18 protein-coding genes are annotated in these 18,786 nt (G+C 37.6%); 12 read left to right on the top strand and 6 right to left on the bottom strand.

Annotated features, from left to right (window positions below; genetic code table 11):
• Window positions 1–38 precede the first annotated feature (38 nt).
• From minC to BEN71_RS14585, 3 genes are all read right to left on the bottom strand, one after another.
• Window positions 39–767, bottom strand: coding sequence for a septum site-determining protein MinC (minC, locus tag BEN71_RS14595; protein WP_068975814.1), 729 nt, complete (start codon window positions 765–767; stop codon window positions 39–41).
• A 126-nt stretch (window positions 768–893) separates the two neighbouring features.
• Entirely contained in the window at window positions 894–1,943 is a 1,050-nt protein-coding gene (locus BEN71_RS14590; protein WP_068975813.1) for a hypothetical protein, read from the bottom strand.
• 51 nt (window positions 1,944–1,994) lie between these two features.
• The gene (locus tag BEN71_RS14585; RefSeq protein WP_068975812.1) at window positions 1,995–2,912 is read right to left on the bottom strand and encodes an acyltransferase; all 918 of its coding nucleotides are present in this window, start codon (window positions 2,910–2,912) and stop codon (window positions 1,995–1,997) included.
• A gap of 239 nt (window positions 2,913–3,151) precedes the next feature.
• On the opposite strand from BEN71_RS14585, the gene BEN71_RS14580 reads away from it, so the two are divergent.
• The 10 genes from BEN71_RS14580 to BEN71_RS14535 all read left to right on the top strand — a co-directional run bounded on the left by BEN71_RS14580 (window position 3,152) and on the right by BEN71_RS14535 (window position 14,294).
• The gene (locus BEN71_RS14580) at window positions 3,152–3,802 is read left to right on the top strand and encodes an OmpA family protein (protein ID WP_068975811.1); all 651 of its coding nucleotides are present in this window, start codon (window positions 3,152–3,154) and stop codon (window positions 3,800–3,802) included.
• Between the two features lie 343 nt (window positions 3,803–4,145).
• Window positions 4,146–6,185, top strand: a complete 2,040-nt coding sequence (locus BEN71_RS14575; RefSeq protein WP_068975810.1) for a UvrD-helicase domain-containing protein — start codon at window positions 4,146–4,148, stop codon at window positions 6,183–6,185.
• A gap of 102 nt (window positions 6,186–6,287) precedes the next feature.
• On the top strand, window positions 6,288–6,740 hold the full coding sequence (dut, locus tag BEN71_RS14570) for a dUTP diphosphatase (RefSeq protein ID WP_068975809.1): 453 nt from the start codon (window positions 6,288–6,290) through the stop codon (window positions 6,738–6,740).
• A 231-nt stretch (window positions 6,741–6,971) separates the two neighbouring features.
• A complete protein-coding gene (locus tag BEN71_RS14565) occupies window positions 6,972–8,402 on the top strand; it encodes a phosphomannomutase/phosphoglucomutase (RefSeq protein WP_068975808.1) in 1,431 nt (476 codons plus the stop codon).
• 56 nt (window positions 8,403–8,458) lie between these two features.
• Window positions 8,459–9,361, top strand: coding sequence for an acetylglutamate kinase (gene argB, locus BEN71_RS14560; RefSeq protein WP_068975807.1), 903 nt, complete (start codon window positions 8,459–8,461; stop codon window positions 9,359–9,361).
• 206 nt (window positions 9,362–9,567) lie between these two features.
• Window positions 9,568–10,350 carry a GNAT family N-acetyltransferase gene (locus BEN71_RS14555; RefSeq protein WP_068975806.1) on the top strand — a complete coding sequence of 261 codons (783 nt, stop codon included), beginning with the start codon at window positions 9,568–9,570 and terminating at the stop codon, window positions 10,348–10,350.
• 520 nt (window positions 10,351–10,870) lie between these two features.
• Window positions 10,871–11,719, top strand: coding sequence for a class II glutamine amidotransferase (locus BEN71_RS14550; protein WP_068975805.1), 849 nt, complete (start codon window positions 10,871–10,873; stop codon window positions 11,717–11,719).
• A 466-nt stretch (window positions 11,720–12,185) separates the two neighbouring features.
• Window positions 12,186–12,641 (top strand): bacteriohemerythrin, encoded by a 456-nt coding sequence (locus BEN71_RS14545; RefSeq protein ID WP_068975804.1) that lies wholly within the window; start codon window positions 12,186–12,188, stop codon window positions 12,639–12,641.
• A 232-nt stretch (window positions 12,642–12,873) separates the two neighbouring features.
• Complete coding sequence (locus BEN71_RS14540) at window positions 12,874–13,956, top strand: hypothetical protein (protein ID WP_213073242.1); 1,083 nt, start codon at window positions 12,874–12,876, stop codon at window positions 13,954–13,956.
• Window positions 13,957–13,973: 17 nt separating this feature from the next.
• Window positions 13,974–14,294 carry an RnfH family protein gene (locus tag BEN71_RS14535; protein ID WP_068975802.1) on the top strand — a complete coding sequence of 107 codons (321 nt, stop codon included), beginning with the start codon at window positions 13,974–13,976 and terminating at the stop codon, window positions 14,292–14,294.
• An 83-nt stretch (window positions 14,295–14,377) separates the two neighbouring features.
• On the opposite strand, the gene BEN71_RS14530 is transcribed toward BEN71_RS14535, so the two are convergent.
• Window positions 14,378–14,776, bottom strand: a complete 399-nt coding sequence (locus tag BEN71_RS14530) for an outer membrane protein assembly factor BamE (RefSeq protein ID WP_068975801.1) — start codon at window positions 14,774–14,776, stop codon at window positions 14,378–14,380.
• A gap of 112 nt (window positions 14,777–14,888) precedes the next feature.
• Here BEN71_RS14530 and fur point away from each other — a divergent pair, with 112 nt between their 5' ends.
• The gene (fur, locus tag BEN71_RS14525) at window positions 14,889–15,326 is read left to right on the top strand and encodes a ferric iron uptake transcriptional regulator (RefSeq protein WP_068975800.1); all 438 of its coding nucleotides are present in this window, start codon (window positions 14,889–14,891) and stop codon (window positions 15,324–15,326) included.
• 84 nt (window positions 15,327–15,410) lie between these two features.
• Here the strand turns inward: fur and BEN71_RS14520 are convergent, their stop codons facing one another.
• On the bottom strand, window positions 15,411–16,529 hold the full coding sequence (locus BEN71_RS14520; protein WP_068975799.1) for a PilT/PilU family type 4a pilus ATPase: 1,119 nt from the start codon (window positions 16,527–16,529) through the stop codon (window positions 15,411–15,413).
• Between the two features lie 23 nt (window positions 16,530–16,552).
• Window positions 16,553–17,590, bottom strand: coding sequence for a type IV pilus twitching motility protein PilT (locus BEN71_RS14515; RefSeq protein WP_068975798.1), 1,038 nt, complete (start codon window positions 17,588–17,590; stop codon window positions 16,553–16,555).
• Between the two features lie 123 nt (window positions 17,591–17,713).
• Here BEN71_RS14515 and BEN71_RS14510 point away from each other — a divergent pair, with 123 nt between their 5' ends.
• Complete coding sequence (locus BEN71_RS14510; protein WP_068975797.1) at window positions 17,714–18,406, top strand: YggS family pyridoxal phosphate-dependent enzyme; 693 nt, start codon at window positions 17,714–17,716, stop codon at window positions 18,404–18,406.
• The last annotated feature ends 380 nt before the right edge of the window (window positions 18,407–18,786 follow it).

Below are 18,786 nucleotides of genomic sequence, written 5' to 3'. Positions count from 1 at the left end.
CCGTTTAAACGAGTTTTATATGGTGTTTAATTTATACCTTAAAATTGCAAAGCTTCAAATACAAGCTCTTGCTGATCATTTAAGTGAATATGTACAGATTTTTTAATTACATCTGGCGGGATGTCATCTGCGACACAATATGTCCCTGCAATCGAAACCAATTCGGCTTCTAATGAGTGACAAAAAATTCTTGCAGTTGTGTTACCACCTGCACCTGCAATGACTCTACCACGAACACTTCCGTAGATATGTATATTTCCTGAAGCAATCACTTCTGAGCCACTATTAATCCCAGCATTGAGAATAATGTCACCATGGTCTTGTACAAGGCATTGACCTGTTCTTAAAATTTCATCATGGTAAGAGGTGATGTGACTGACTTTTTTAGCGGGTTCAGCATTGACATGATTCACTTGCGTTGTTGATGCTGTTGGTTCTTTTACAGGCGTTTCAACCACTTGTTCTTTTGTCGCTTTAATCCGTTGTAATGGTCTGTCTGCTGCTAATACTGGAAATTGAATTGCACGTGCTTGGTCACCCAATAAGCCATCAATCACAGCCATAGGCTGTAAATCTAAGCTGATTAACAATTGAATAAGCGCAATAAGCTCTTGTTCAACAGTCGTGTCAATAATAACTAAAGCCCCTTGATAAGAGGTTTCGCTCATCATTGAATTTAATTGCTGGCGGATGGCATCATGATCATTTGTATCAAAGGTTAATCGGGTAAAATTAACCATTCTGCCAGTAATCCGTATATCAGCCATAGTGATTCCTTAATAGGCTTGTGACCTAAATTCTTCTATCTAAAAGTCAAATGGTGAAATTGAGCAAATGCTAGAGCATATTGAATGATTTCTCTAGTAAAGATACAAATATTTTCAATGAATTGCTTATTCTTTCGCTTGATCATTTTTTTCTAATTCAATTTGCCACTGTTTTACTTTCACTTGTTGCCTAACTGATTCTAAACTTTCATAGACTACAGATTCAACCAGTTCTTCAAGCTTTTGATTATCAATATTTAACTGACTTAATTTAGTTGAGATCAATTGATAGGTTGAATTTGGGCTTTGTACATTTCCTTGGGTGAATGGATCAATGAGACCTTGAGTAATATTTTCACCCAATTGTTGCCCAATATTTTGAATTTGATTTTCAATCATGCTACCTGCAATTGGAATGAGGCGTAACAGTTGGGTCAATTGTGGTGTGTCTTCAATTGCTTGGCGGACAATTTGTCCAACACCATTGGTGATTGCTGTGTTTTGTGCTTTTAATTCAGTGGCTAAAGCCTCTTGCAAAATTTCTGCTAATGTTTGTGCAAATTGCTCTCGGTGATGATCTACCAGATTATGGATAATCTTTTTATGCGTCGAACTGGTGTTTAATTCATGTTTGATACTATCAATCACTGTGATGACAACACGATCTGAAATTTCCTCCATCACCACACGGTAATAGAACAATACACGTTTCATAATACTATCTGGAACTACTTTATAACCAAGTTCATGGAAACGATAGGCAATAATGCCGACACGGATTAAACGTAAAAAACGTAAGTATGGATTGATGGCTAAAATTTCATACCAATGAATAAAAGGAAAGAAGAACCAACGTGCATGATGTTTATTGATAATCGCAATGAACCAACGAATACCGAGCTCTGCAATTAAAAAGGTAATAAACCAACTTTCAGTTTTGACAACCCAAGGATATAGATCAGTTTTGTAATAATGTAAGACTTGTGGAAGTTGGATTTCGTTAAAAAACCAATTTCCAAATTCACTCATTAGAAATGCATTGGCACTCAAACAGAACAAGTTAAACACGATGATAAACATCATAAAGATGTCATAACCAAAAGCGATCCACCAACCAACCGTTTTCTCTACTTTTGGTGCTTCTATGTTGTCTTGATCTGTGGCTTGTTCTGTCATACCAATCCTTTGTTATTTCTGAGTTATTTTTAATTTTTCATCGAAATGAATTTAATTTTTGTATTTTTGTTTCATTTGGGAAATGAGTTGGTCTTTTTCAGTCCAAAGTTCATCGACCCAAATTTGAAAACGTTCACGGTATTCTGCATCATCTTCATAGTTACCGCCAAGTACCCAATCAGGAATATTGATTCTACGCATATTGACGGCAATACGAGGAACTTCACCTAGCCAAAACTCACCATATCTTGGCGCACCATCAGGATAAACAATCGTCATATCGACCAATGCATCGATTTTATCACCTAAAATATTGAGTGCTAAGGCTAATCCGCCTGCTTTAGGTTTGAGTAGATTGGTATAAGGTGATTTTTGCTGCGCATGTTTTTCTGGTGTAAAACGTGTCCCTTCAAGATAATTCAGCAAGGTAAAAGGTTGACTTAATAACTGTTCACAAGCATTGCGAGCTTCTTCCATATCACGATGTTTCAGTTCAGGGTTTTTCGCAATTTGTTCTTTCGTGTGACGCTTCATCATTGGAAAGCCTAAAATCTTAAAGGCTTGTCCCACGAATGGAATGAAAATGAGCTCCCATTTAGTAAAGAAACGAGTGAGTGGCATACGGGTTAGACCAAAGTATTGATTCACTGTGGTATCCACCCAACTTTGATGATTACAGGTCATCAGATAACGACCTTGCATATTTAAGTCGAGGTTTTCATCGACAGAAATGTCCCATTTCGTTTCAGGAAGTACATGATCAATCAACCAGTTATTGACACTTAACCAACTATTTGTAATGTTAATATTGGTTTCATCGACTTTTTTGGATTTTTTAAAAAATTTCGTGAAGCCTAAAGCCAAAACAGGCGGTCCATGAAAGAAAGTGCTACCCGTAATCACAGTACCAACGGTTAAACCTTTCGTAATTTTTTTTAAAATAGGTTGCTTCTGCTGTTGAGATGACATAGAACAGTCCTAATCTTGGATTGAGAAGATAAGTTCAATTATGCAATATAGTCGTTGTGACTGAATTTAAAAAGACACAATTCATCACTATGTATAAATTATGGCGTTCAGTTTGTAAAATGAGATCAAAATATTACAAAATGTTAAAAAAAAAGCGCTTTTTAACAAAATACATATAGTGAGACTTTGTTTTTTATACCAAAATTACTTCAACAAAAAACACAACTTGGAGGCATGTCATGCGTGCACTAGTAATTACAACTTTAACAGCAGGGGCTCTCGTACTTTCTGGCTGTCAAACAACTGGTAATAATATCGGCGGTATGGAATACGATAAAGCTGCTTTAGGTGGTTTGATCGGTGCGGCAGCAGGCTATGGTTTGTCTCGTGGTAATGCAAATACTTCTGCGCAAAACAACCGTGCAGCAGCGATTGGTGCTTTAGTTGGTGCTGGCGCAGGTGCTTATTTAGATAATAAAGAGAAGAAACTTCGTCAACAAATGCAAGGTACTGGTGTAGACGTTAACCGTAATCCAGATGGTTCTGTTTCTTTAATTATGCCAGGTAGTATTACATTTGATACGAATAAATCAAATATTAAGCCTAACTTCTACGGTACTTTAAACAAAGTTGTTCAAACTTTGAAAGAAGACAACAAGAGTGTAATTCTTGTTACTGGTTATACAGATAACACAGGTAACGATGCAATTAACATTCCATTGTCACAAAACCGTGCTGCGTCTGTAGCAAGCTACTTGAAAGGTCAAGGTGTTTCTAGCCGTATTGACACTCAAGGCTATGGTTCACAAAACCCAATCGCAGATAACTCAACTGCTGCTGGTCGTGAACAAAACCGTCGTGTAGAAATCAGCATCTATGCTGCGAGCTAATTCGCATTACATGAAGAAGTTAGTAAAAACGTATTAATTTCTTGATGGTGTTGTTGAAAAAGGAATCATAGACTTTTTATGGTTCCTTTTTTTATTCTGTGAGTCATATTTCGAGCGTAGAATTACAGCTAATCGAATTTAAAATAAAAATGCATTCACTGTGTTTGAAGATAAGTTATTAATAAATTGAAATTTAATCATTAAGAAGATGTTCTCCAATTTATAAAAATGGTGAGCTGACAACTTAATACATGTAGTACTGTGTCTTAAAATTCACATCAAGCATTTTGCAAGTCCTCGTTAGATGACTATAATCAAGCGCGAAGTTTTTAGAGGATGAACAATGTCGAAAGCAAGTCAACTGAATGACAAGCAACTTGAAGCCATGAAATATACTCAAGGGCCCTTGTTAGTACTTGCGGGGGCAGGTTCAGGTAAAACCTCAGTAATTACAAGAAAAATTGCATACTTAGTTCAGCAGTGTGGCATTCCAGCACATCGTATTACGGCGATGACATTTACCAATAAAGCGGCACGTGAAATGAAAGAACGTGTGGGTAAATTGCTAGGTAAAGAAGAGGGTAAGGGGCTTTCGGTTTCGACTTTCCATACTTTCGGTCTAAATTTATTACGTATAGAGCTTAAAAATACGCCATTAAAAGCCAATTTCTCTATTTTGGATGCAGACGACTGTAAACGCATTTTGATGGATTTGATGCATCGTGACAATTTGTCAGGTGCAGAAAGTAAAGATTTGATTGCCAAAGCCATGAAGAAAATTTCGGATTGGAAAAACGATCTAATTCTTCCTGAGCAAGCACATACGACTTGTGAAACCACTGAAGATGTACAATTTGCGCATTTGTATCAACTCTATGAGCGTAATTTACGTGCTTATAATGCAGTGGATTTTGATGATTTGATTGTTATGCCAACGCGCCTTTTACAGGATAATGCAGAAGTTCGTGATCGTTGGCAAAATCGTGTTCGTTATTTATTGGTCGATGAATATCAAGATACCAACACCGCACAGTATATTTTAGTAAAATTATTGGTAGGTGTGATGGGACAATTCACTGCGGTAGGTGATGATGACCAATCCATTTACGCATGGCGTGGTGCAAAACCTGAAAATATGGCGTTGCTAAAAGATGATTTCCGCAATTTAAAAGTCATCAAACTTGAACAAAACTATCGTTCAACCAGTCGTATTTTAAAAGCTGCCAACCATGTGATTGATAACAATCCGCATATTTTTGACAAAAAATTGTGGAGTGATAAAGGTCACGGTGAAGTCATTCGAATTATTACTTGCCGTAATGATGATGATGAGTCTGAGCGTGTAGTCAAAGATTTATTGACCCATAAACTCATGAATGGGAAAAATTGGAAAGATTACGCCGTATTGTATCGTGGTAACTTCCAAGCACGTGTTCTAGAAACACAGCTTCGTCAAATGCAGATTCCTTATAAACTTTCAGGTGGTCAATCGTTCTTTGGACGTGCTGAAATTAAGGACATCATGAGTTATTTACGTGTCATCATTAATCCTGAAGATGACAGTGCATTCTTACGCATTATCAATACACCAAAACGTGCGATTGGCCCTGTGACACTTGAAAAATTGGGTTTATTCGCTCAAGAAAATCATCTTTCACTATTGGCTGCGGCGAATGATCAACGTTTAACAATGGTGATGCCAAAGAAAGCAACCACGCAATTGGCAGAGTTTGCCGATTTTATTAACAACTTCACACGTGAATTGTTAGATGATGATGAGCCTGTACCGAAAATTCGTCAGATGATGATGGAAGCGGGCTATATTGATTATTTAAAAGAAACGGCTGCCACTCCAGCACAGGAAAAAACCAAACTCGATAACGTGGAAATGTTGTATAGCAGTATCCAGAGTTTGATTAACCGTGCGGAAGATGTGGATGAAAAAAATATTGAAAGTGTGATTCGTAAAATGGTGTTACTCGATATGCTTGAGCAACAGCAGGAAGAAGAAGACACAGATAAAGTCAATTTACTCACGCTACATGCTTCAAAAGGTTTGGAATTTCCATTCGTTTACATCATGGGCTTAGAGGAAGAATTACTTCCACATAAAAACTCGATTGCCGCTGAAACGATTGAAGAAGAACGTCGTTTGATGTATGTGGGAATTACCCGTGCGCAACAAGGCTTGACGCTGACATTGGCAGAGCAACGTAAAAATGGTGGTCAGATGAAGCAAATGACCCCAAGTCGTTTCTTAGATGAATTGCCACAAGATGAGTTGGATTGGCTAGGGCGTAAGAAAAAGTTGGCGGAAAATGTCGATCCTAAGCAACAAGCACAGCAATATCTGCAAAATTTAAAAGCATTATTGAAAAAATAATTGCGAATGATCTCAGGTTTATATTCACTCTTGGTCTTTGAAGCAAAAGATTAAGGGTGCTTTATTTAAAATTTCCACGTTTAATTTCAATAGGATTTCAAAATGAAAGTTCAGGTAAAAGTACTTGATACACGTTTAGGTCAAGAATGGCCAATGCCAACTTATGCAACAACGGGTTCAGCAGGTTTGGACTTACGTGCTTGTGTTGAAGAGGCGATTCAAATTGAGCCAGGTCAAACTGTTTTGGTCAAAACAGGGATGGCAATTTATATCGAAGATCCGAATTTTGCAGGTTTAATCTTGCCTCGTTCAGGCTTAGGTCATAAACACGGCATTGTTTTAGGTAACTTAGTGGGTTTGATTGATTCAGATTATCAAGGCGAACTGATGGTTTCTGTATGGAATCGTAGCCAAACAACATTTACTTTAGAGCCAGGTGAGCGTTTGGCTCAATACGTTCTTGTTCCTGTAATTCAAGCGCAATTTGATGTTGTGAATGAGTTTGAAGCAACTGAGCGCGGTGCAGGTGGTTTTGGTCATACGGGTAAAAATTAAAAAAATTACTTGATCATAAAGCCTGCAAAATGTGGGCTTTATTGATGATTTTCTAGTTTTTAACAAAATAAATATAAACAAAATATGCACTTTGAATATATTATTATGCGTTAATATATATGATTGCCTCTGACCCAAAGATATAGCTTTCACATAAATGATTTAACTTTTTATTCTAAAAGTTTAGAAATTGAATCAACATAAAGGGTTAAGCGAATAGAAGTTTTGCTTATGAATAAAATGTATAATTTTCCATTCCAAATTTTCCGTGCTTATGACATTCGCGGAAAAGTTGAAATGATGCAACCTGAGCTTATTCAGGGAATTGCAAATGCTTTGGCGAGTCAATTTATTGAAAAAGGTCAAACTGAGGTTAGCTTAGGTTATGATGCACGTTTAAGCAGCCCAATATTTGCACAATTAATAAAACAAGTTTTTGAAAATAATAATATTCAGGTTACTGAAATTGGATGTTGTTCTACCCCACAACTGTACTTTGCTGCACGTAGTACGCAAGGGAACGGTATCATGGTGACGGCAAGTCACAATCCTAAAACAGATAATGGGATTAAATGGATTATTCAGTCTGAACCACCATCACCTGAAATGATTCAAAAAATTGGCATACTGGCTTCTGCGTATTTACAAGGCGAAAAACATTCAGGTTTAGAAAGTAATTTTAAAATCTCGCATCAAATCAAATCTGAATATTGTCTTTCATATCAACATGCCATTCTAAAAGATATTCATTTAACTCGACCTTTGAAAGTCGTGATCGATGGCTTAAATGGTTCTGCAGGTTTTTGTGCCAATTTGATTTTAAAGAAATTGGGGTGTGAAGTCGTTGCGATTCGTTGTAATGCAGATGGTAATTTTCCTGATCATGCGCCAGACCCATCACAAGCTACACATTTAGAATTACTGCATCAAAATGTTCTCAATCACCAAGCGGATATTGGCATCGCTTTAGATGGTGATGGTGATCGAGTGGTATTGTTGGATGAAAATGCCCACATTATTTCAGCAGATCGTTTATTGGCACTGTTTGCGCAGATTTGTTTGAAAGATCATCCACAACATGAAATTGTATTTGATGTGAAGTGTTCTTCAATGGTACGCCAAGCGGTTGAGCATTTGGGTGGAAAAGCCAAAATGATTCGCACAGGAAGTAGTTTTCTACGCAAATATATGTCGCAATCTAAAGGTCTAGCGGTCTTTGGTGGAGAATATGCAGGGCATTATGTCTTTAATGATGGTCGTGGTATGGGCTATGATGATGGCTTATATGCTGCGCTGCGTGTCATGGAATATATGTGTGCATTCCCACAAGCAACTCTCTCTGAAATTTTAGCCGATTATCCTGACCGTTTTTATACTGAAGATACTTACATCAGTACTCATCATACCGATCCTAAAACTGTACTCAATGAAATTGAAACTTTAAGCCAAAGTTTCGGTGCTGAACTGAGTAAAATAGATGGGATACGCCTCGATTTTGAACATGGTTTTGGGATTATTCGAGCATCGAATACTGGTGAATATTTCACAGTACGTTTTGATGCGGATTGTCCAAATCGTTTAGACGAAATTCGTCAGACATTTGCGTCTATGCTCAGTGATCGTTATCCTATGATCGCTCAAGATATTCTACGAGCACATTGACTGTTTTATTTTCAATATCTTCAGTCTAATTCCTACAGTTTATTAAGGAGAGGCGAATGTCACATCAGCATACTGGCATCGACAAAGCACAAATATTGACTGAAGCTTTGCCGTACATTCAACGTTTTTCAGGTAAAACGCTGGTGGTGAAATACGGTGGCAATGCAATGACTGATCCAGCTTTGGAAAGTTCATTTGCTCGCGATATCGTGTTACTCAAAACTGTAGGTTTAAATCCTATCGTGGTGCATGGTGGTGGCCCACAAGTCGATTCATTATTAAAACAATTAGGTCGTGAATCTGATCGTATTGATGGAATGCGTGTCACTGATCCTGAAACCATGGAAGTGGTTGAAATGGTCTTGGGCGGTAGTGTGAATAAATCTATTGTCAATTTGATCAATAAGCACGGTGGTCGTGCGATTGGTCTTACTGGTAAAGATGGTAATTTGCTCCGCGCTAAAAAATTACTGATGGAAAAGACACAAGATGATGGTTCAGTGACTCAAATTGATTTAGGTTTGGTTGGTGAAGTCGTGGGTGTTAAAACTGACGTTTTAGAAATGTTCACCCAAAGTGATTTTATTCCTGTCATCGCGCCTTTAGGTGTAGATGAAGATGGTCAAACCTATAATATCAATGCGGATCTCGTCGCAGGTAAAGTTGCTGAAGCATTGGGTGCTGAAAAACTCATTCTATTAACCAATATCACGGGCGTGTTGGATGAGAATAAAAATCTGCTTACAGGTCTAAGCACGCAAGAAGTTGATCGCTTGATCGAAACAGGTGTGATCTATGGTGGTATGATTCCAAAAGTCGGTTGTGCGCTAGATGCTGTAAAAGGTGGTGTGGTGAGTGCGCATATTGTTGATGGTCGTGTGCCACATGCAACTTTATTGGAAATCTTCACCGATCATGGTGTCGGGACGTTGATTACCAATCGTGCCAAAGCACATTAATCATTTATTTTTGTGTCTTAAGCTTGCTCTATATTTAAGCTCTTCCCGAGATGGGGAGAGTTTTTTAGTTCTATTTTAGCTAAAAATAAAAAGTTTCTTTCAAACTTGAATGACCATTTATAAGCTGTTTTAAAACGTTCATTATTTCGTCACATCTTTGTCATGTGGATTGCCTAGTGTTAATAAAAGCACAAGGAGCAGAAAATATGTTCGCAAAATTAAATCAAGTTCGTCAAAATTTTAGTATTCCTTTACCACTTCCAAAACCTAAAAAAGCACAATCACAATATAAATTTGAATGGGTCGAAGACCTCAAAACGCTCAAAGAAGTACAAAAATTCCGTGCAGTTCAATTCGCAGATCAATTTGGCATTACATTTGAAAATGGTTTAGATCAAGATTTGTATGATCTTGATTGTGAGCATGCAGTACTGCGTGACAAATGGAGTAATGAAATCGTTGCTTATACACGATTAAAGTTGGTACAAGGTCATGAGTTGGCACAAAGCTATAGTGCACAAGAGTTTGATGTTTCTCAATTTTCAAATCTAAGCAATATCGTAGAAATTGGACGTACTTGTGTGCATCCACGTTATCGAAATGGACGTGCATTGTCGATGTTATGGTTACACTTGGTACCCACAGTATTGTGGAAAATGAAAGCCAAGCACTTGATGGGCTGTGTCAGTATTCGTTTAGAAGACAATAAAGCACGTGCTTACTATACCCACCAACATCTAAAAAAAATGTCTGAACAACAATCGATTGATGTGAAAGCAAAACCTGCTTTTGAACCAACGCATCCTGAATATAGTTTTCCGCAAGATGAACGCATCCCGAAATTGTTTGATGTTTATTTAAAAATGAATGCGCGTTTATCTAAGCAAGCATTTCATGATGAATCATTTAACTGTCTAGATTATTTTGTATTTTTAGATGTTAATGAAGTAGCGAAAAATTTTGTGTTAAATAAAATGGTTAATCGCTAAGTGTTTTGATCTGTATTACAAAGTAAACGAGAATGCTTTTCTTATAAAAAATAGAAATGCATTCTCAATTCAATTAATTACTGATGTTACGTATTTAAAGAATGTTTAAAAACTGAGAGTGCTCAACACATTGACTATCACAACAAAATTCTTGAGCTAGCACAGCCCCATCTGCCTTGCAAAGTTTAGTTCAATTTGTGTAGGCGATACTTACTTTTCAAGGATGAAAAGTAACAAAAATCCTTTGTTGGGCGAGGGGTATATCCTATACCCCCGCCCAACGGCGACATCCGTGTCGCCTATCGCGATAGTACCTCTGATTTGAAATCTACAATCACTAATTATTTTTTGATACTCATTGATGATAATCAGCTACGCATTAAGCATCATTCATTCATAAACAAATCATTGGTCGAATATGACTTCATTTGCAGTAAATATCAGTGATTGAGATTTGCAAGCTTGTGACGACTCATGCACAATATTCATATAACTAAAATGCTGTATGAATGAATCAATTATGTGTCAATTACTTGGAATGAACTGTGCTGCACCGACGGATATTACCTTTTCTTTTAAAGGTTTTTCGCAACGCGCAGGAATAACATCTGATCATTCTGATGGCTTCGGAATTGCTTTTTTTGAAGATAAAGCATGTCGCTTATTTGTTGATAATCAATCGGCTGTTGAGTCTCCTATTGCTGAATTAGTACGTAATTACCCGATTAAATCACGCAATGTGATTGCTCATATTCGTAAAGCGACACAAGGTAAAATTACTTTAGAGAACTCGCATCCTTTCATGCGAGAGTTGTGGGGTAGACAATGGATTTTTGCCCACAATGGTGATTTACATCATTTTAATCCGCATTTATCAGGGCGTTTTACACCAGTAGGTAGTACGGATAGTGAATTAGCATTTTGTTATTTGCTTGAACAGTTGGTACTTCGTTTTGGATATTTTGAGCCAAGTTTGAATGATATATTTTCTTTACTTGAAGAAATTTCTCCGAAGATCGCAGAGTATGGTACGTTTAATTTTTGCCTTTCGAATGGGCAAGCACTTTTCACTTATGCAACGACGAAGCTGCATTGGATTGTTCGTGAGTACCCATTTACTTACGCGCGATTAGTCGATATTGATGTCGATATTGATTTTAGTCAATTTACCACCAAAGAAGACCGTGTTGCTGTGATTACCACTGAGCCACTGACTGAAAATGAAGTATGGACAGCGTATCAGCCTGGTGAAATGATTTTATTTAAAGAAGGTCAGATGGTGAAAACTGCAACAACACGAGTGGAAAGACTGATTCGTGAAGCGGCAGATCCGAGTTTGGTGCGAAAAACTAAAGCAGATCAGTATTAATTTTAAGCATTAATATAAAAATATAAAAGGAGTAGTGATATTGAAAGTCATTACTTCTTTTTAAATGTATAGAGACAGAAAATAAATACAGCTCCTCATTTTTAAATGGTAAATTGAATTATTCATATACATGTCTTTTAAATATTTAAAAGGATGGGTCATTGAAAATATTTTCATTCATAATTAAATATTAATAAAAACCATTTTGAATTTAATTAAATTAAACTATATATTTAAAATTTAAAACAATTTTGAGCGATTGTGATTATGATCACGATTCAAATTGGTTAAATAATATCTTACTCTTTTACTTTGAATTAAAATAATTAACACATATAAACAATGGTTTAAACTTTAATGCATACTTTTTTATTAATTCCGAGTAATACAGTTCATTTTTATTTGAATTAATAGTCGCTATGATGGCTTCGAAATATGAAGACATTATTTTTTTTAAGGTGGTCGTATGAAGATGAAATGGATTCCAGAATATAATACTGGTATCGATGTGATTGACGATCAGCATAAAAGGATTTTGGATTACATCAATGAAATTGATGAAATTGGTATTGCAACGGATCGTGCGCGTATTAAGCAAATTCTTGATAATATTATTGACTATACTCAATCGCATTTTACTTTTGAGGAAAGTTTGCAAGAAGAAGCGGGTTATAAATATCGTGTTCCACATAAACGTGTACATGATTTATTTATTAAACGTATTGAAAGCTATCGCACCAGTTTTGAACAAGGTAATTCAATTGAAAAAGAATTACATGAAGTGCTTTCAAAATGGTTAATTAACCATATTCAACACGATGATGCAGATTATGTCGGCGCTGTGAAGTTGAATATGATGGGCATTATTAAAGAAAACGAGAAGAAAAAAGGTAAGAATTGGTTTGCAAGATTCTTCTCATAATATCGAATCAATGCTGGTGATATAACGGCAATATTTGAATGAATTATGGAAGTGACCAACTCTCTAACTAAAAAAATTCAGAGGGTATAAAAAGAAAGTGGATAGATTATAAAAAATCTAGCGCAGCAAATCATCGAGGGGTGATTTGCTTTTTTCTTTTGCGATGTTCTTTTATGTTTTGATTTTCAGCAACGAGAAAGGCAAAATAGCAGAACTTTTTACGAAACACCTCATGCAGGATTATTCTATGTCACGATGGTTATCGCCGCTCATGGCATTTTGTCTCTCATTTATGATTATTGCAGGCTTGGCACCAAGTTTGGGTATTCAGCTTGATCGACAAATTGATTTTTGGATATTGTGGTTAGTGTCAATGCTGATTTTGGCATTGCCGATTACTTATTTAGAAGTAGCATTGGCAAAGCGTTCGAAAACAACCGCGCTGAATGCGTTGTCGAGTTTAACGCGTGATGCAGATGCGTCTCAATCATGGCGTATTGTAGGGTGGTTGGCTGTCGTATTCATTCCGTTCCTTGCGGGTGGAATCTTATCTAATATTAGTCAAAGTGCTGTACAGTTCGCACAGTTACCTGTCGCGACGAATATCGCATTTGTCGGCGTTGCTGTTGTTGCTTTCGCACTTTCATTTGTTCCTCGTCAAATCTTAATTGCTTTGACAGCGCTTGGTGTTGTGTTGTCGTTGGTTGTTGCCAATGTCTTTGGAACGAATTTACAAGCATGGCACGTGACACCTGTTGAGTTCAGTGAATGGGGTAAAGCGAGTATTTTAGCGCTTGTAGCGACTGGTTTAGGTTTAGGTCTGTATTGGCAAACCAGTTTGCTGAATACGCAACAACATAATGAAGCATCGAAAACAGCTTTACCGATTTGGGTCGCGCAAATTTTAGCTGTGATTGCATTTGGTTTCTTTGCAGTTTCAGCGCAAATTCCAGCTTATACCTTATTATTTACAGCCATTGTTTCTGCTGCATTGTTGTTGCAACTGGCAAAAGAACAATTGGCACAGCGTCAAACTTCGATTGTGATTCAATTTGTCGTATTACTAGCAGCGTTGTTGGTTTGGGCAATTCCAAATATTTCGACGATCTTTAATCCATTGCTCATGTTATGGGGCTTAGTGATTTGTCTGATCTATGCAATCTTTGTGGGTTGGATCATGAAGATCAGTCATTTGCGTAAAGCCATGAATTTTAGCTCAGAAGCGTTCTATAATATTTGGCGTATTGCGGTACGTATTGTTATTCCTTTGGCAATTATCTTGGCAATCGTTGCCTATATTGGTCAATTGATTTAAAAATTAAAGGTGGGCGTGTGTCGAAAGTTTGGGTCGCATATGCTGCTGAAACGCAGCAATTTCACATTGAGTTACAATTTTGTGACGGTATGACGATTGCTGATGCGATTGCTCAAAGCGGTTTGGCTGCGCAGGTAGAATTACCTGAAAATTTTAGTTTTGGTATTTTTGGTGTGAAATGTAAAGATCAACAACAACTGCTAGCCGCAGGGGATCGTGTTGAAATATATAGAGCTTTAACCATTAACCCTAAAGATATTCGCCGTAATCGCGCCAAAGCGAATCCTGTAGGGCGTTATTGTCGTGGCAATCGTTACCAACAATTGCTATTCAAATAAGCAATTATTTCAATAATCGCTTTAAACAATTGAATGCATATAAAAAACCCCTCAATGAGGGGTTTCTTTTTATAGCAAAGTGTCTATAGTGGGGGCGCATTCAATATCGCTTCTTTAGAAGCTGGTAAGCCTGGTTGAGACTCTGGAATGGTGTCTAAGCCTTCGATTTGGGTGACTACACCTGCTTCATCGAAGTAAACCTTGAGATGTTGACCATGTGCTGCGGGAATCTTGGCTTTTTTTGCATAAGTTCCTGGGATATAGTTGTAAATGTAGTCCCATCGTCCTGGATTCATTGGATCTGTGACTGTTGGGCTACCAAGCAAGAAACGGACTTGTTGGTAGTTCATACCGACTTGAATTTTTGAAGCTTGAGCTTGGGTTAAGGGTGTTCCTTGAGGAATATCAACTTTGTATACTCCAAATACTGAACAGCCACCAAGTAAAGAAGCGACGAATAACGTCAGCATGATTTTTTGCATTTTGCTACACTATCCCAAATTAATTATGATGCAATTGATCCACGGATAGATCATACTGCATCTCAACTCTGTTGCATATTCCAACTTAAAATTTGTTGAGAGACCTTTTTATATGCCTATTTCAAATCAAGATTTACGAAAAGCTGGACTTAAAGTTACCCTACCACGAATCAAGATTTTGGAATTATTAGAAAATTCAAGACAACACCACTTGAGCGCGGAAGACATTTATAAAACATTACTTGAGCAAGGTGAAGATGTCGGTTTGGCTACCGTATATCGTGTGTTAACACAATTCGAAGCTGCGGGTATTATTCAGCGTCATCATTTTGAAAACAATCACTCTGTTTTTGAAATTATGCAAGAAGATCATCATGATCATATTGTTTGTCAAAACTGCAATAAAGTTGTTGAATTTACTAATGATATTATCGAACATGAACAGCATGAAGTTGCAGATAAGCACGGTTTCAAATTGACTGGACACTCGTTGAATTTATATGGTTATTGTGATGCACCTGAATGTCAGGAAGCATATCGTAAGCGCTAAAAATCACATAAATACAACAAATTAAAAAAGGGAGCTGAATGAATTCAGCTCCCTTTTTTATGACGTATTTGGCAATTGTGAAATCTATTGACCGTCGAAAGTTAATTTAGTATTTGCATTGAGCAATTGTGCACCACCTTCTTCATCCAGTTTGATTTGTAGACGTAAATCATTTGGTGAATCTGCATGTTTCAGTGCATCTTTATAGGTGATTTGCCCTGCTTTATATAAGTCAAACAAGGCTTGGTCAAAGGTTTGCATCCCTAACTCACGTGAGCGTTTCATCAAATCTTTAATTTCGTGAATGTCACCTTTACGGATCAAATCAGAAATTAAAGGGGAGTTGATTAGAATTTCAATCGCAGCACGACGAGAGTTACCATCTGGTGTTGGAATCAACTGTTGCGCGATCATCGCTTTTAAATTCAGCGACAAGTCCATGAACAATTGGCTATGACGGTCAGATTCAAAGAAGTGAATAATACGATCAATGGCTTGGTTGGCGTTGTTGGCGTGCAGTGTAGCAAAAACCAAGTGACCCGTTTCCGCAAAGGCAATCGCGTAATCCATGGTTTCACGAGAGCGAATCTCACCAATTAAGATTACATCGGGTGCTTGACGTAAGGTATTTTTTAACGCGATTTCAAATGAATCGGTATCAATACCCACTTCGCGTTGGGTAATAATACAACCCGCATGTTCATGAACAAATTCAATCGGGTCTTCAATGGTAATGATATGACCTTTAGAATTATGGTTACGGTAACCAATAATCGATGCTAAAGAGGTTGATTTCCCCGTACCTGTCGCACCTACAAAGATAATAATGCCACGTTTGGTCATGGCTAAATCTTTTAGAATTGGTGGAAGTTTTAACTCTTCCATCGTTGGAATTTTAGTTTCAATACGACGTAAAACCATGCCTGGCATATCACGTTGCTGAAATGCGCTGACACGAAAACGCGCTGTCTTGTCTTTATTGGTAATCGCGAAGTTACACTCACGAGTTTCGGCAAATTCTTTACGTTGCTTTTCACTCATAATTGAGTTGAGCAATTGCATGATGATGTCGCCATTCAACTTGGTTTTTACCACAGGTACGATTTGACCATTAATTTTCATTGATGGTTCAACATCAGCCGTAATAAATAAATCGGATGCTTTTTGCTCAATCATCATATTGAGCAAGTCATTAAAGTCCATCTTTAATTCCTAATTATCCATTTTTATAAGAATGATTCTGGTTGTTTTGCAGAATTTCGTGCAACTTGAGGGCTAATTACACCTTTAGATACCAGTGTTTTTAAACTTTGATCCAATGTCGTCATACCATAGTTTGCACCTGTTTGAATCGCAGAGTACATTTGAGCAACTTTGTTTTCACGGATTAAGTTACGGATTGCAGGAATACCGATCATGATTTCATGCGCGGCAACTCGTCCACCACCTGTTTTTTTCAGTAGACATTGAGAAATAACAGCTTGTAAGGATTCAGATAACATGGCACGAACCATGTCTTTTTCTTCAGCTGGGAATACGTCGATCACACGGTCAATGGTTTTTGCCGCAGACGTGGTATGTAGCGTACCAAATACCAAGTGACCTGTTTCCGCAGCTGTGAGTGCCAAACGAATCGTTTCAAGGTCACGCATTTCCCCGACGAGGATGATGTCTGGGTCTTCACGCAGTGCCGAACGCAGTGCTTCATTAAAGCCATGGGTGTCACGATGCACTTCACGCTGGTTGATCAAACATTTCTTCGACTGGTGCACAAATTCAATCGGGTCTTCGACTGTGAGGATGTGGTCATAACGATTGTCATTAATGAAATCAACCATTGCTGCTAAGGTTGTTGACTTCCCCGAACCTGTAGGCCCTGTGACGAGAATTAAACCACGAGGTAATTCACAAAGATCTTTAAAGATTTGTCCTAGACCCAAATCTTCCATCGTTAAAACTTTAGAAGGAATGGTACGGAATACAGCGCCTGCACCACGGTTTTGGTTAAATGCGTTGACACGGAAACGGGCAACACCAGGGACTTCAAACGAAAAGTCAGTTTCTAATTGTTCTTCAAAATCACGACGTTGTTTATCATTCATGATGTCATAAACAAGACGGTGAACATCTTTATGTTCTAAAGCTGGTAAATTGATACGGCGAACTTCACCATCCACACGAATCATCGGTGGCATACCAGCTGAAAGGTGTAAGTCTGATGCCCCGTTTTTGACAGAAAATGCCAATAATTCTGTAATATCCATAATGTCCCCGAATTTAAAGCTATTCACTTAATTATTTTGTAGAATAATAGTGCTTTTCACTCAGCATAACCAACAATTTCATCGCTTGGAAGCTGAATTTTTTTGGAAATGAGAATCCTATCAATGAATGATCTAAATCAAGCTCGAAATCATGTGTTAGAACAAATTCAGCAAGCCTGTTTGACAGTAAATCGAGATGTGAGTCAGGTGCAATTATTGGCAGTTTCAAAAACGCACCCCAGTGAAATGTTAAAAGCAATGTATGCAACAGGACAGCGCGCATTTGGGGAAAATTATTTGCAAGAAGCTTTGGATAAAATTGAAGCTTTAAGTGATTTAGAGATTGAGTGGCATTTTATTGGTCATGTACAACGCAATAAGACCAAACATTTGGCTGAAAAATTTGCTTGGGTGCATGGGGTGGATCGTTTGATTATTGCTGAACGATTATCGAATCAACGTGAAGCAACACAAGCACCATTAAATATATGTTTACAAGTCAATATTGATGCTCAAGACACTAAGGATGGTTGTCAGCCTGAAGAGGTTGCCGATTTAGTTGCTCAAATCAGTCAACTACCACATTTAAAATTGCGTGGTTTGATGGTGATTCCTGCGCCAAACAATCCACAAGCTTTTTTAGATGCAAAAGCTTTATTTGAAAATGTGAAAGCACAACATGCACATCCTGAAGATTGGGATACGTTGAGTATGGGAATGTCAGGCGATATAAGCGAGGCGATTGCTGCAGGCTCAACCATGGTTCGAGTGGGAACTGCGTTGTTTGGTGCGAGAGACTATTCAAAGTTGGTGTAGGTCAAAGTCAGTTTAGTGCTTTATTGTCATGATGTTTTGCCTCCTTTTAGAGGAGGCTTATTATGAAAGTGATTGTGGATAGCATTTGAGCATTTCTAATTAGTAGTCCTAATTAGCAGTCCCCCTCATCCTCTTGCGGAGTTACCTCCTCATCCCTGAGCCATATATGGCGTAAGAGAAGGAATTCTCGATACACCTCTGGGTTTAAGATTCGAACATTTCATGACTTACGTAAGAGGTATACGCATTTAGCAGGTCAAACATCCCATTTTTATATCATCCCTAATAACAGCAATTGCAAACTTGAGAACCCATGAGGTCATATTTGCCTTAATTATTAGACTTTACCACTAAAGTTCAGTACAAAAATAACTCCAAAA

This window comes from Acinetobacter wuhouensis (genome assembly GCF_001696605.3).
GTDB classification, from domain to species: Bacteria; Pseudomonadota; Gammaproteobacteria; order Pseudomonadales; family Moraxellaceae; genus Acinetobacter; species Acinetobacter wuhouensis.
This window is presented reverse-complemented; position numbering and strand designations above follow the sequence as displayed.